Source organism: Nonomuraea sp. NPDC003201 (assembly GCF_053590415.1).
The window spans coordinates 1-13613 of sequence record NZ_JBSFTC010000292.1; the positions used below are offsets into that span (position 1 = coordinate 1).

At 70.1% G+C, this 13613-nt stretch carries 9 protein-coding genes and 1 pseudogene; 3 read left to right on the top strand and 7 right to left on the bottom strand.

Annotation, left to right across the window (positions count from 1 at the left end):
• Nucleotides 1-101: 101 nt before the first annotated feature.
• Together ACWDX9_RS50145 and ACWDX9_RS50150 are read right to left on the bottom strand one after the other, a co-directional pair.
• Nucleotides 102-3341, bottom strand: coding sequence for a galactose-binding domain-containing protein (locus ACWDX9_RS50145; RefSeq protein ID WP_449968401.1), 3240 nt, complete (start codon nt 3339-3341; stop codon nt 102-104).
• The gene (locus ACWDX9_RS50150; RefSeq protein WP_449968404.1) at nt 3338-4729 is read right to left on the bottom strand and encodes a glycoside hydrolase family 43 protein; all 1392 of its coding nucleotides are present in this window, start codon (nt 4727-4729) and stop codon (nt 3338-3340) included. The genes ACWDX9_RS50145 and ACWDX9_RS50150 overlap by 4 nt, the downstream gene beginning before the upstream one ends.
• A gap of 327 nt (nt 4730-5056) precedes the next feature.
• On the opposite strand from ACWDX9_RS50150, the gene ACWDX9_RS50155 reads away from it, so the two are divergent.
• The 3 genes from ACWDX9_RS50155 to ACWDX9_RS50165 all read left to right on the top strand — a co-directional run bounded on the left by ACWDX9_RS50155 (nt 5057) and on the right by ACWDX9_RS50165 (nt 8945).
• Complete coding sequence (locus tag ACWDX9_RS50155; protein WP_449968407.1) at nt 5057-5839, top strand: intradiol ring-cleavage dioxygenase; 783 nt, start codon at nt 5057-5059, stop codon at nt 5837-5839.
• A gap of 108 nt (nt 5840-5947) precedes the next feature.
• Nucleotides 5948-6835, top strand: a complete 888-nt coding sequence (locus ACWDX9_RS50160; RefSeq protein ID WP_364239759.1) for an intradiol ring-cleavage dioxygenase — start codon at nt 5948-5950, stop codon at nt 6833-6835.
• Nucleotides 6836-6962: 127 nt separating this feature from the next.
• Nucleotides 6963-8945: an amino acid transporter gene (locus ACWDX9_RS50165; RefSeq protein ID WP_449968410.1), complete on the top strand. Its 1983-nt coding sequence runs from the start codon at nt 6963-6965 to the stop codon at nt 8943-8945.
• Between the two features lie 9 nt (nt 8946-8954).
• Here ACWDX9_RS50165 and ACWDX9_RS50170 read toward each other — a convergent pair whose 3' ends face one another.
• From ACWDX9_RS50170 to ACWDX9_RS50190, 5 genes and pseudogenes are all read right to left on the bottom strand, one after another.
• On the bottom strand, nt 8955-9863 hold the full coding sequence (locus tag ACWDX9_RS50170) for a phosphotransferase (RefSeq protein ID WP_449968412.1): 909 nt from the start codon (nt 9861-9863) through the stop codon (nt 8955-8957).
• Nucleotides 9841-9990 (bottom strand): hypothetical protein, encoded by a 150-nt coding sequence (locus ACWDX9_RS50175; RefSeq protein ID WP_449968414.1) that lies wholly within the window; start codon nt 9988-9990, stop codon nt 9841-9843. The genes ACWDX9_RS50170 and ACWDX9_RS50175 overlap by 23 nt, the downstream gene beginning before the upstream one ends.
• A gap of 56 nt (nt 9991-10046) precedes the next feature.
• On the bottom strand, nt 10047-12521 hold the full coding sequence (locus ACWDX9_RS50180; RefSeq protein WP_449968417.1) for a PEP/pyruvate-binding domain-containing protein: 2475 nt from the start codon (nt 12519-12521) through the stop codon (nt 10047-10049).
• 1 nt (nt 12522) lies between these two features.
• Entirely contained in the window at nt 12523-13254 is a 732-nt protein-coding gene (locus ACWDX9_RS50185) for a TetR/AcrR family transcriptional regulator (RefSeq protein WP_449968420.1), read from the bottom strand.
• A 64-nt stretch (nt 13255-13318) separates the two neighbouring features.
• Nucleotides 13319-13613, bottom strand: a pseudogene (locus tag ACWDX9_RS50190) (ATPase); the annotation flags it as partial.

Here is a 13613-nt window from a genome sequence, read left to right on the forward strand (position 1 = left end):
GGGAGTTCTAAAGAAAAAAATTATAAACCCCCCCCCGTGCCGGCCGGTGGGGGGGGGGGGGGGGGGGGGGGCGGCGCGCGCCCCCCCCCCCCACCGCGGCGTCACGGACCGTAGGCCTTGACCTCCAGGAGGCCCACGGAGTTGCTGCCGTTACCGGTGAGCAGGACCCGCAGGCGGGTCGTGCTCGTGGCGTTGAAGGTGACGCTGTTGTAGGCGTTCTTGGTCAGCGTGTACGCCGAGGCGCCCGGCACGTCCACGTACGCGCTGCCGTTCCAGTACTGCAGCTTCCACGACGCGGGCATGTCGATCCCCTCGTCGTCGTCGAAGAAGTACACCTCGGCCCGGTTCAGGTTCTGCGCCGAACCCCAGGCCAGGTCCACCCACTGCTGCCCGGTCTCCGGCCAGCAGCCCCAGCGCGGGTTGACGGTGTCGTTGGACGACGGCGGGTCGATCCCGTCGTTGATCGCGGCCACGCTCTCCCACGACGAGGTGTTCGACGCCGACGGCGTGGCCGACGACGCCAGGTTGGTGGGATTCGGCTGCTGCGTCCCGCCCCGGTTGAACACCTTGATCTCGGTGAGCCCCGTCCTGGCCCCGGAGGCGGCCGTGGCCAGCACCCGCAGGCGCTGCGTGCTGACCGCCGAGAACTGCACCACGTTGTAGTTGGCCCGCGGCGCGGACGGTGTCTTGGCCTGGCCGGGCACGCTCACCCAGGCGCTGCCGTTGTAGTACTGGATGTCGTACGACGCCGGCGCCCGGTAGGTGGCGCTGGCCGGGCGGCTGTCCTTGAAGTAGAGCCGCACCTCGTTGACCGTCTTGGCGGAGCCGAAGTTCAGCTCGTACCAGTCCTGCCCGGCGGTCGTGCCGCCCCAGAACGGCTCGTTGATCGGGAAGCCGTCCACCGCGCCCGCGGTGGTGCTGCCCGAGGCCGTGGTGGAGGCCGTGGCGGTGGCGCCGGAGGCGAGGTTGGTGAGGTTGGCGGTCAGGTCGACGCCTGCCTTGGCCAGCATGTCGACCATGCGGGCGCTGTTCTGGGTGACCTGCGCGGGCGCCTGCAGCCCGGGCACCGCCACGTGGTAGGTGACGGAACCGCTGGTGGTGACGTCACCGGTGGCCGGGTCCCACGTGAACGGCACCAGCGACGACACCGTGGCCGCCCGGTTGCCGTTGATGTAGATCGAGTAGCCCTCGGGCACGCCGGGGTAGCGCACGACGCCGTCGGACGGGTCGTCCCAGACGATGGTCAGGTCGGCGTTGCGGTAGCGCAGGTTGTTGACGGTGAAGTGGGTCCAGCCGATGTTGATCGGCGAGAGCTCCACCTTGGCGTCGTTGCGCGGCCGCAGGCCGGCGACGTCCTCGACCACGGTCCAGTTGCTGCTGCCCAGGATGTTGTGGTGGATCCACGAGCGGTAGGTGATGGACGAGCCGTTCCAGTCGGCCCAGAACTCGTTGGCGTCCGGCCACTGGGTGTTGCCGTTGATGTACTGCGCCCAGGCGTTCCAGTAGAGCAGCTTCTTGTACCAGGTCGGGTCGATCCACTCGTTGGGGTAGTTCCGCAGCACCGAGGAGAGCAGGCGGAACTGCACCGTGGAGTTGATCGTGGAGAAGTTGTTGCTGCCGGTGCCCGAGGCCGCCTTGTCGGCCTGGTTGGCGGTGTAGAAGGGGAAGATCGGGTACTGCGCCGGGTCGTCGAACAGGCGCAGGGCCTGCTTGTAGGTGGAGGTGTTGGGGATCGCGCCGACGGCGAACGGGTAGTAGTTGTTGATCTCCTTCCACGGCACCCATTCGTTGGTGGACTTCAGCCGGTGCTCGAAGAGCTGCCTGTTCGGGTTCCACAGCACGTTGACGATGGCGTTCTGGATCTGCGTGGCCAGCGTGCGCATCTCGTTGGCCTTGGCCGTGTTGCCGATCGCGTCGTACGCCTGCGCGGCGGCCAGCGCCCCGCTGTACTGGTAGGCGGACTCGGCGCGGTCCATGTTGCCCGGCTTCCAGTGGAAGGACACGGCGTCGGCGTCGTTGCCGGTCAGGGCGCCCCAGTCGTACTCGATGAGCTTGTTGTTGTCGTGGTCGTAGTAGGAGAGCTGGCCCTTGACGTCCTGCTCGGCGTAGCGGGCCAGGTTCGCGGCGATGGCGGGCTGGCCGCCGTGGATCTGGTAGCTCTTCCAGGCCGCCTCGCCGATGTACTGCGTGTAGCTGTTCGACCAGTTCTCCGGGTCGCCGGGGTTGTCCAGGAAGCGGCCGTTCTTGGAGATCTGCCCGACGCTCAGCCAGTCGCCGTACGAGTAGATCGGGTTACGCAGGTACTTGAGGTCGTCGATGTGCATGGGCTGGGTCAGCGCGATCGCGTTGTTGTAGCCCAGCGCGCCTTCGACGGAGGTGGGGAACTGGAAGGTCTGTCCGGGGATGTCCGCGTCCAGGTTGTTGAAGCGCATCAGCCACCAGCGGTAGTAGATGTTCTTCTTGATGCCGGGCTCGGGGACGTCGATGTAGGGGATGTTGTCGGCCCACCACTTGTTGTAGGCGCGCACGTGCGTGGCGAAGGCGGTGGCGGGCGTGTAGCCGGCGTAGGCGTCGTAGTCGGTGCGCGAGGCCGGGATCTCGTTGGTGACGAAGCCCATGACGACCTTGACGGTCGTCGTCGCCCCGGCGGCGATCGTGACGGACCTGTTCAGCCCGCCGCTGGAGACGGTGAACCCGTCACCGGTCAGCCTCGGGTAGAGGGTGGTGAGGTTGTTGTAGGCGTTCACCTGGCCGGTCAGCTCGCTGCCGCTGCCGGTGGTGGCGTACGGCGAGGTGGCCCGCAGCTGCAGCGTCGTCGAGGCGGAGCCGCCGTTGGTGATGGCCAGGTTGGCCACCGCCACGTTGTTGTCGGTGATGAACTTCGTCTGGTCGATCGTGATCGAGCCGCTGGTGTGCCGGCTCTTCCAGTAGCTGGGCGCCTGCCAGCGCGAGTTCACCTGTTCGGTGAACGTGCCGGGGGTGACGGCGACGGTGAAGGCGTTGTTGTTGTTGATGCTCTCCCAGTACGCCACCTGCCCGGCGAAGCCGAGCGTGCCGGGCGTGTGGGTCTTCATGAACAGCGCCCGGCCGCGCGTCATGAGCCACGTGCCGGCCGGGTCGTTGCCCGAGCGGGCCAGCAGCCGGTCCATCCAGAAGTCGGTGCCGGAGCTCTCGGCGTCGTAGATGGCCTGCATCGTGTTGCCGGTCGTGTACGACCCCGGCGGAGCGGGGACGGCCGGGCCGCTGAAGGTCGGATAGCCGATGGTCTGGTCCGCGTGCGCCGGCGCACCGGCGACGACCAATCCCGCCACCAGCAGCAGGGCTAATAGGGCGCGCCTCATGAGAAGGCCCTCCATTCGAGCACACCGGTCGAGAAGCCGGACTTGGAGGTGATGTTCAGCCGCAACCGGGTTGTGTTGACCGAGGTGAACGTCGTGGTGTTGAAGGTGTTGCCCGCCACGCCGCAGGACGACTGGCCGGGCACGTTGACGTAGGCGCTGCCGTTCCAGTACTGCACCTGGCAGGAGGCCGGCAGGTCGATGCCCAGGTCGTCGTCGAACCAGTAGGTCTGGATCTTGGAGATGTTCTGGGCGCTGGGCCAGCGGTACTCGATCCACTCGGTGCCCTGGTGGTCCCAGTTGCCGTAGGCGCCGTGGCTGTGGTCGGCCGAGTTCGCCGGGGTGTAGCCGTCATTGATCGCCCCGAGCGTCTCCCAGGACGAGACGTACGAGGTGGAGGGGGTGGCGCTGGTCGCCAGGTTGCCCGGGGTGGTGGGGCCGCCGCTGGTCTGGACGACCTTCTGCATGGTGCCGTCGGCGTTGAAGTAGAGCTTGTCGATGGTCACCGAGCGGCGGAAGTTGCCTCCGCCCGGGGCGGCGGCGTTGTGGTAGACCATGTACCACTGGCCCTTGTACTCGATGATCGCCGGGTGGTTGGTGGTCGAGCTGACCTGGTCGAGCACGACGCCGCGGTGTGTCCAGGGGCCGAGCGGGTTGCCGGCGGTGGCGTACCTGATGCAGGCGTAACCCGGCGCCGAGCAGGCCGAGTCGTTGGCCGCGTAGGCGAGGTAGTAGACGCCGTTGCGCTTGAACATCCAGGGGGCCTCCCAGAAGTTCGACACGCCGCTCGGGGTGACGACCGAGCCGTTGAGCGAGGTCATGTTGGCGTTGAGCTTGGCCGCGCGCAGGCCGTAGTAGGAGCCCCAGTACATGTAGACCTGGCCGTCGTCGTCGGTGAAGACGGTGGGGTCGATGTTGAGGGGCGAGGAGTTGGGGGTGCTGTCGCTGATCAGCGGGCCGCCCTTGGCGTCGCGGAACGGGCCGAGCGGGCTGTCGCCGACGGCCACGCCGATGTCCATCCAGCCGGCGCCGTTGCCGTTGACGGGGACGTACCAGTAGTACTTGCCGTCGGCGCCGCGCTCGACCTCGCCCGCCCAGGCGTCGGCGCCCGCCCAGGAGAAGTTCGAGATCGAGAGCTTGGCGCCCTGGTCGGTGAAGTTGGCGGCGTCGGTCGAGGTGAAGACGTGCCAGTCGCGCATGACGAAGTTCGTGCCGCCCGCGGGGGCCTCGTCGTGGCCGGTGTAGAGGTACAGGGTGTCGCCCACGACCAGCGCGGCCGGGTCGGCCGTGTAGATCGAGGTGGTGATCGGCGCGCCCGCGTACGCGGGCGTCGCGTTGCCGAGGATGAGCACGAGTGCCGCGGTGAGGGCCGCTGCCCAGCGTCGTCTCATGTGTTCGCCCCTTACAATCTAGCGATTGCTTTTGTTAGCGCTAACATCACGGACAGGGATCGAAGCGGTGAACCTAAAAGGTTTTCGGGAAAGTAGAACGACCGGACAGGGGCTGTCAATCGGCCAATGCAACTGTGTGCATGGCCTTCCAACTGGGCTTATCTGGCCCGGCAGTCGCTGATCAGCTCGCGAGCCACCTGGTCACAGTTTCATAACACAGAAAAGGTTTTCGACTCGACTGTCATCGAGCGCAGGACGCGCCTCCGCTGAAAGGCCGCCCTCCCGTGAGAAGTTCGTCTGAGTGCAGGAACGCCAGAAGGAACTCCAGTGGGACACGATCACGAAGGTCAGCGGGTCAGCCGGCGGCGGCTGATCGCCGGCATCAGCTCGCTCGGGCTCGGCGCCGTACTGTCGGCGCCCGGCGCCCGGGCCGGGGCGACGTCGAAGGCGGATCTCGCCTCGCTGCTCGCCGGCTCGCGGGTGTGCAAGCTGACCCCGACGGCGACGCAGGGCCCCTATTACTTCGACGCCAACAAGATCCGCAGCGACATCCGGGAGAACAAGCCGGGTGTGCGGCTGCGGATGGGCATCAGGGTGCAGGACAGCGAGACGTGCTCGGCCATGGGCAACGCCGTCGTGGAGATCTGGCACTGCGACGCCGCGGGGGTCTACTCGGGGGCGGAGAAGGAGTCGAAGGACGACGCCGCCAGCGGCCCTCCCCCGGGCGGCTTCACCGACGTGGCCTTCATGAGCGACATGAAGCCCTCGGACGACTACCGTTACCTGCGGGGCGCGCAGGTCACCAACGCCGACGGCGTCGTGGAGTTCACGACCATCTGGCCGGGCTGGTACCCGGGCCGGACGGTCCACATCCACGCCATGGTCCACTTCAGCGACCGGCGCGTGCTGAACACGCAGATCATGTTCGACGACGCGCTCAACGCCAAGGTGCTGGCGACGCCGCCCTACGCGGCGCACACCGGGCGCGACACCTTCAACAGCGCCGACAACATCTTCCGGGACGGCATGATGCTGCAGGTCATCGAGGACGGCGACGGCTACCTGGGCACGATCATCCTGTCCGCCGACTCCGATACCGACGGCGGCTGACCCCGTCCCCAACTCATGAGACCTTCATCCGCGGTAAAGGAGGTCCCAAGAGGTCCCGTCCTACGGTGAGGTCCGGAACACCACAGCATCCCGGACAAGGACACCATAGTGGGACACGATCACGAAGGTCAGCGCGTCAGCCGGAGACGGCTGTTCGCCGGCATCAGCTCGCTCGGGCTCGGCAGCCTGCTGGCGGCCTGTTCGAGCGCCGAGGGCACGGCGACCGTCACGACGTCCACGGGCGCGAGCGTGACGCCGGCCGCCACCACGGCCAAGGACCTCACCTCGCTCTTCGACGGGGCCGGCACCTGCAAGCTGACCAGCACCACGACGCAGGGGCCCTACTACTTCGACGCCGACAAGATCCGCAGCGACATCCGCGAGGACAAGCAGGGCGTGCGGCTGCGGGTGGCCGTCAAGGTGCAGGACAGCGAGACGTGCAAGCCGCTGGGCAACGCGGTCGTGGAGATCTGGCACTGCGACGCGGCCGGGCTCTACTCGGGGGCCGAGGCGGCCTCGACCGGCGGGGGCGGCGGCAACCCGCCCGGCGGAGGCAATCCCCCGAGCGGCGCGCCCACGGGCGCCCCGCCCAGTGGTGGTCCCGGTGGTGGGCCCGGTAACGGTGGGGGTGACATGGCGGATCTGACGCCTACTGACGACAAGCGCTACCTCCGCGGCGCGCAGGTCACCAACGCCGACGGCATCGTGGAGTTCACCACGATCTGGCCGGGCTGGTACCGGGGGCGCACGATCCACATCCACGCCATGGTCCACTTCAGCAACCAGCGGGTGCTGACCACGCAGATGATGTTCGACGAGAAGCTCAACAGCGTGGTCATGGCGAAGTCGCCGTACTCGGAGCACACGGGGCGCGACACGTTCAACGACAACGACAACATCTACGACGACAGCATGCTCATGAAGATCACTCAGGAGGACGACGGCTACCTCGGGGCCATCGTCTTCTCCGCCGACTCCGACAAGGACGGCGCCTAGACCCGCCGGGCCGGTCGTCCGGGTGGGTGGCGATCGGGGAGGGTGCGGGGAGATTCGCCGGACCAGCCGCGTGGTAGCGTGCCGGACCCCCTAGGGTGGTTTCCGTTCTCGATGAGAGGAAGATCCGGTGAGCGGTACCGGTGGGCGTACGATCCCCGCGGTCGTCGACAGCCCGACCCCTCCAGCGCCCCCGTCCAACGGTCTGGCGCGCTGGTTGCTGCAGCTTCGCGTGCAGCCGACGGGCCCGGAGACGACCGAGGCGCACGCCGAGCCGCAGGCCTGGTGGAAGGTCATGTGCCTGACCGGCGTCGACTACTTCTCCACGCTGGCCTACCTGCCCGCCATCGCCGCGCTGGCGGCCGGCGCCTTATCGCCGCTGGCCACGCTGCTCATCGTGGCGCTGACGCTGCTCGGCATGCTGCCGATGTACAGGCGGGTGGCCCGGGAGAGCCCGCACGGGCAGGGTTCGGTGGCGATGCTGGAGCGGCTGCTGCCGTTCTGGCGGGGCAAGCTGTTCGTGCTGGTGCTGCTGGGGTTCGTGGCCACGTCGTGGATCATCACGATCACGCTGTCGGCGGCCGACGCGTCCGTGCACGTCGTGGAGAACCCGTTCTTCCCGAGCTTCCTGCACGGCCACGAGGTCCTGCTGACCTCGGTGCTGCTGCTGGTGCTGGGCGGGGTGTTCCTGCTCGGGTTCAGCGAGGCGGTCGGCGTGGCCATCCCGCTGGTCGCGATCTTCCTGGTGCTGAACGCGGTCGTCGTCGCCGTCGGCCTGGGCGACGTCTTCACCTCGCCGGACGCGCTCTCCCGCTGGACCGACGCGCTGACCAGCGGCACGGGCGGCTTCGGCGGACTCATCGGACCGGCCGTCCTGGCCTTCCCGCTGCTCGTGCTGGGCCTTTCGGGGTTCGAGACGGGCGTCAGCATGATGCCGCTGGTGGCCGCCGCCGGCAAGACCGCCGAGGAGCAGCTGGAGTCCCGCGTCGCCAACACGCGCAAGCTGCTCACCTGCGCCGCGCTCATCATGAGCGTCTACCTGATCGCGACCAGCTTCGTGACGACGGTGCTCATCCCGGCCGAGAAGTTCCGGCCCGGCGGCGAGGCCAACGGCAGGGCGCTGGCCTACCTGGCGCACGAGCGGCTCGGCGAGATGTTCGGCACGGTCTACGACATCAGCACGATCCTCATCCTGTGGTTCGCCGGCGCCTCCGCGATGGCCGGCCTGATCAACATCGTGCCGCGCTACCTGCCCTCGTACGGCATGGCGCCCGACTGGGGCCGCGCCGTGCGGCCCGTGGTGCTGGTCTACACGGGCATCTGCGTGGTGCTCACCATCGCGTTCGACGCCGACGTGGACGCCCAGGCCGGCGCGTACGCCACGGGCATCCTGGCCATGATGGTCTCCGGCGCGGTCGCGGTGACGATCTCGGCCATCCGCCGCCGCCAGCGGGCCGCCACGGCCGGCTTCTCGGTGCTCACCCTGGTGCTGGTGTACGCGCTGGTGGAGAACATCCGGGAGAAGCCCGACGGCATCGCCATCTCCGCGCTGTTCATCCTGGGCATCATCGCCATCTCGCTGATCTCGCGCGTCTCGCGGACGACCGAGCTGCGGGCCGACCGGATCGAGTTCGACGAGGCGGCGCGGCGGTTCATCGCCGACTCGCTCGACTACGACGGCGCGCTCAACATCATCGCCAACCGCCGCCAGGTGGGTGACGCGGCCGAGTACGCCGAGAAGGAGGCCGAGCAGCGCGGGGTCAACCCGGTCCCGGGCCGGGCGGACATCATGTTCCTGGAGATCGACGTCATCGACCCGTCCGGCTTCAGCGACGTGCTCCACGTGCGCGGCGTGGAGGTGGACAAGTACCGCATCCTGCGCGCGGAGAGCCCGGCCGCGCCCAACGCCATCGCCGCCGTCCTGCTCGCGCTCCGGGACGCCGCGGGCGTGCGGCCGCACTGCTACTTCGCGTGGGCGGAGGGCTCTCCGCTGGTGCACCTGTTCCGGTACCTCATCCTCGGCCGCGGCGACACGGCGCCGGTCGTACGCGAGATCCTGCGCAAGAGCGAGCCCGACCCCGCCAACCGGCCCGGCATCCACGTCGGCGGCTAGCGGGCCCCTTCACGCCCAGCGGGCGCCGAGCCAGGCGAGGGTGGCGCGGCGGGAGTGCTCGCGCCGCTCCCGCAGGTGCGGCGCGTGCGCCGGTCCGGGAAGCACCGCGGTACGCGTCCAGTAGCCCAGGAGCGCCACCAGCAGGGCGTCCACGCCCTCTGGTGCCGCCCGCCGCCCGAGCGGGTGCCCGGCGAAGACCTCCTCCGGGTCGGGATCCCCGAGCTCGGACTCCAGCAGCAGGCAGGCGAGGTCCACCCAGTCCGGGCCCACGCAGGCCCGCCCCCAGTCCACGAGCCGGGCCGTGCCGCGCTCGTCGATGAGGATGTTGTCGAACCGCGGATCGAAGTGGAGCATCGTGCCGCCGGTGACCAGCGACTCCCATTCCCGCTCGACCTCCGCAAGCCTGTCCAGGTGGTCGCGTTCCCACGCGCCGAGCCGGGCGGTGCCCGGATCCTGCCACAGCTCGCAGCGGCCCCTCATGCGCGCGGCGACGGTCGGGAGGCCGTCGACCGGCGCCGGGGTCAGCTCCCTGGCGCAGACCGTGAGCAGGTTCAGCGCCGCCGCCAGCTCCTCGGGGCGCCACGGCTCGTGCGGCACCCGCCCGGGCGCCAGTTCGGAGCAGATCAGCAGCCAGCCGTCCCTTTCGTCCGTGAACAGCAGGCGCGGCGCGGGCACCCCGGGAGGCAGCGCCGCGCTGACGGCGGCCTCCTCCCGGTAGCCGGCCGCGTCCCCGCCGTCCGCCGGGACGGCCTTGACGAACACGCGTTCCCCGCCGGCGAGCGCGGCCACGCCGAGCACGCCGTCCGAGAAGCCGCCCCGCCGCTCCTCGAAGCCGCGCACGGCGCCCAGCCTGCGCTCCACCTCGGCCACGAGCGACGGGGGCAGCTCGGCGAAGTCACGCCGCCGGATCGGCCTCATCCTCCCTGTCCAGTTCCGCCCTGCCCATTTCCATGGGGCCCCGATCGAGCGCCAGCTTGGCGATGCGGAAACGGGCGCAGCGCGCCTCGAGCTCGTACATGTCCTGCGGAGTCCACCATTCGATCATGGGCACCAAGGTCATCCCATGCCACCCGTCAAAGCGATCGACTTGGCGGAGACTTTTCACGCCAGCAACTCGACCGTGCCCCGCTCGCCGTCCACCCTGATCCGGTCGCCGTCGCGCACGCGCATGGTGGCGTTGCCGGTGCCGACCACGGCGGGGATGCCCAGCTCGCGCGCCACGATCGAGGCGTGCGACAGCGGCGCGCCCATGTCGGTCACCACGGCCGCCGCGCGGGGGAACATCGGGGTCCAGCCCACGTTCGTGAGCGTCGTGACGAGGATCTCGCCCGGCTTGAGCCGGTCGCCCTCCTCGGGCCCCGAGATCACCCGGGCGATGCCCTCGACGATGCCGGGAGCCCCGGGGAAGCCCTTCACCGTGTCGCTCACCGGCACGACCGTGCCGCGCGCGTCGTAGACGTCGACTCGCCGGGCGGGGTCGGCGGCCCAGCGCACGGGGTCGAAGTGGCCGACGATCAGCGCGGGGTAGAGCGGCAGGGCGGCGTACCGCTCGTAGGTGGCCCGCCGCACCGGCACCCGCTCCAGCGCGGACGGGTCACCCCGCAGCAGGCCCAGCAGCTCGTCGAGGTAGAGGAAGAACACGTCGTCGCCGCGGCCCGACAGCTCCCCGGCCCGTACGGCGAAGGCCCGCAGCACCCAGAACGCCCGCATGTTCTCCGAGCGCGCGGACTCACGGTCCCGCACGACGGCGTTCCACCGCTGGACCCTGGCGCGCATCCTGGCCTCCTGGCGCGGATAGCGCCCGGCGAAGCGCGCCCACGCCTCCTCCCTGGCCTTCCGCTGCCGCGCGAGCAGCGCCTCGGTGTCGGCCCGCAGGTCACGCAGGCCCGCGAGCTGGGCGTCGATCCAGGCGTCGTCCTCGCCGGGCCGCGGGATCGACACCTCGAACTCGTGGGGGCCGCGATGCCCGTACGCGCGGGCGAACTCGTCTCTGGTGATCTCCCCGCGCGCCAGCCTGGACAGGCCCATCACCGGCCCCAGGCTGGCCAGCTCGCCATCGGTGTTGACGCCGGTCAGCATGGCCTCGGCATCGACCTCGCCCATCATCTTGCGCAGCCGGTCGCGGGTCCAGACCAGGGTGGCGCCGCCCTGGCGGCCGGCGGCCTCCAGCATGCGGCAGGAGGTGACCATGTGAGGCCTGATCTCGCGCTCCCACAGCTCGGCCAGCTCGGGGCCCGACCCGGTGGCGGCGATCGTGGCCCGCAGCTCCTCGCAGCGCCGCTGCGAGGTGTCCAGGAACGCGCGCATGCCCTTGAGGTTGGTACGCACGCGGCGCCGGACGCCGACCGCCATGGGCAGGACCCGCTTGATGATCTCCCAGCGTGACACCGGCACCATCGGCACGCTGAGCCCCGGCGGCAGCTTGCCGAAGATCTGGTCGACCGTGCTCAGCCTGCCGCGCATGCCCAGGGCGCCGGCGATGGAGTGGACGACGCTCAGGTTCATGTAGAAGCGGCCGCCGATGTTGCCGACCATGTCGAAGCCCGGCAGGGCCGAGGCGGACATGGCCTCGTGGATGAAAAGCCGCACGAACGACCACGTCATGGGCGTCATCACGTCGGGGATGGCCTCGCCCAGGTTGCCGCCGGTCCACAGGTATTGGCCCTTGAGGCTGTCGTTCCACTCCTCGACCTGCGGCTTGAGGCCGGTGATCGGGCGGGCCTGGACGATGGCGAACCTCCCGTCGCGCCTGGCCCACTCGACGTCCATCGGCGTGCCGTACAGGCTCTGGATGCGCGCGCCGATCGCGGCCAGCTCCGCGGCCTGCGCGGCGTCGAGCACGGCCGCGCGCCGCAGGTCCTCCGGGACGGGCTGCTCGCGGGTGCCGTCGGGGGTGCGGACGGTCATGACCGTCTTGTCGCTCACCTGCTCCTGGGTCACGGCGCCGCCGGACACGACGACCGTGTCAGGGGTGACCTGGCCGCCGACGACCGCCTCGCCGAGCCCCCAGGAGGCGTTGACGACGGTCTCGTCACGGGCGCCGCTGACCGGGTTCGCGGTGAACATGATGCCGGCCGCGTCCGCGTCCACCAGCTCCTGGACCACCACGGCCAGCGCCACGTCGTCGTGGGGGACGCCGTTCTGGTCGCGGTAGGCGATGGCGCGCGGGTTCCACAGCGAGGCCCAGCAGCGTCTGACCGCGTCGAGCAGGGCGTCGCCCCTGATGTTGAGGTAGGTGTCCTGCTGGCCGGCGAACGACATGTCCGGCAGGTCCTCGGCGGTGGCGGACGAGCGCACGGCCACCGGCACGTCGTCGCCGAGCGCCTCGTACGCCCGGCGGATCTCCGCGGCGAGCCCGGCGGGCATGTCGTGCTCGGCGAACAGCGTCCGCGGGTCCTCCGCGTGCGGGATCTCGTCGCGGAAGGCCGACACGAACGCCCGGTAGGCCTCGGTCGTGATGTGGAACCCGGCGGGAACGGGCAGCCCCGCCCTGGTCAGCCTGGCCAGCGACGCGCCTTTGCCGCCGACGGTCGCGAGGTCGGCCGCCGCGTCGTCGAGAGGGAGTACGGCCTTCACGTCACACGCTCCTTTGCGCCTTTTGCGGTCCGCCCATGGAGGCCGCCAGCCGCTGCTCGGCGATCTCCTGCGCGGCGGCGAGGAAGTCGAGGGTGGCCCGCGCGACGGCGTCCGCGTCGTCGCCGGACAGGGTGCGGCCCGTGCTCATGGCCCGGTCGATGGTGTCGGCCACCAGGAACGCGATCCGGTCGGCGGACTCCTCCGCCTCCATGCGCAGGCTGTCCGGCACGAACAGGAACCCGTACAGGACGGCGTTGGCCACCATGGCGTGGTCGCCCGGCTCCGCGCGCACCGCGCCCAGCTTGACCAGCTCCGCCACGTACGCCTCCAGGGGCAGGCCCATCGTCGGCGACTGGCCCGCCTGCTGCTTCTGGCGGGTGAACTTGCCCAGCAGGTCCGAATCGCCCCGCATGAGCGCCTGGAGCAGCGGCCTGCGCAGCAGCACGCGGGCGTACCCGCCGTACAGCTCGCCCAGCGTGGCCGGCGTGCCCTGGCGGACCTCGGCCAGCATGAGCACCCGCTCGCGGCGCAGCAACGCGGCGAAGAGCTCGTCGCGCGTCTTCCAGTGCAGGTAAATGGTGCCCTTGGCGACGCCTGCCCGCTTGGCCACGTCGTCGATCGTGGTCTTGCCGTAGCCCCAGCGCAGGACCAGATCGGCGGCGGCGTCGAGGATCCGGTGGCCCCGCTCCAGCTGCCGGGCCGGGTCCTGCGGTGGCCGCCCTACCTTGACCATCCGTCTCACCTCATTTGTTTGACCAGATGAGACTAATCGGTCATTAAATTAATGACAAGTTCGCTCAAGGGTGGCCGAGAGCGGTGAAGCGCGCGTGCGCGCCGAGGTCGCCCAGCCGGTCGAGCGCGGCCAGCCAGCTCGCCCCCGCCGCACCGTCCCGCGCGGTGACCACCTCCCGCCCGGCCAGCAGCGCCATGACCGCCGTGCGTACCGGCCCGTCGGCGGCCAGCACGCCGCCCGCCAGCACGATCGGACCCTCGCCGTGCACCCGGCCCGCCGTCGCCGCCAGCCGCCGCGCGGCCTCGCCGACGATCTCCGCCGCGCGCTCGTCCCCGGCCGTCGCCGCCTCGGCCACGAGC

Excerpts from the sequence above, each read along its gene's own strand:
- ACWDX9_RS50145 (WP_449968401.1), bottom strand. The coding sequence starts at position 3,341 with ATGAGGCGCGCCCTATTAGCCCTGCTGCTGGTGGCGGGATTGGTCGTC.
- ACWDX9_RS50150 (WP_449968404.1), bottom strand. The coding sequence starts at position 4,729 with ATGAGACGACGCTGGGCAGCGGCCCTCACCGCGGCACTCGTGCTCATC.
- ACWDX9_RS50170 (WP_449968412.1), bottom strand. The coding sequence starts at position 9,863 with ATGAGGCCGATCCGGCGGCGTGACTTCGCCGAGCTGCCCCCGTCGCTC.
- ACWDX9_RS50175 (WP_449968414.1), bottom strand. The coding sequence starts at position 9,990 with ATGATCGAATGGTGGACTCCGCAGGACATGTACGAGCTCGAGGCGCGC.
- ACWDX9_RS50185 (WP_449968420.1), bottom strand. The coding sequence starts at position 13,254 with ATGGTCAAGGTAGGGCGGCCACCGCAGGACCCGGCCCGGCAGCTGGAG.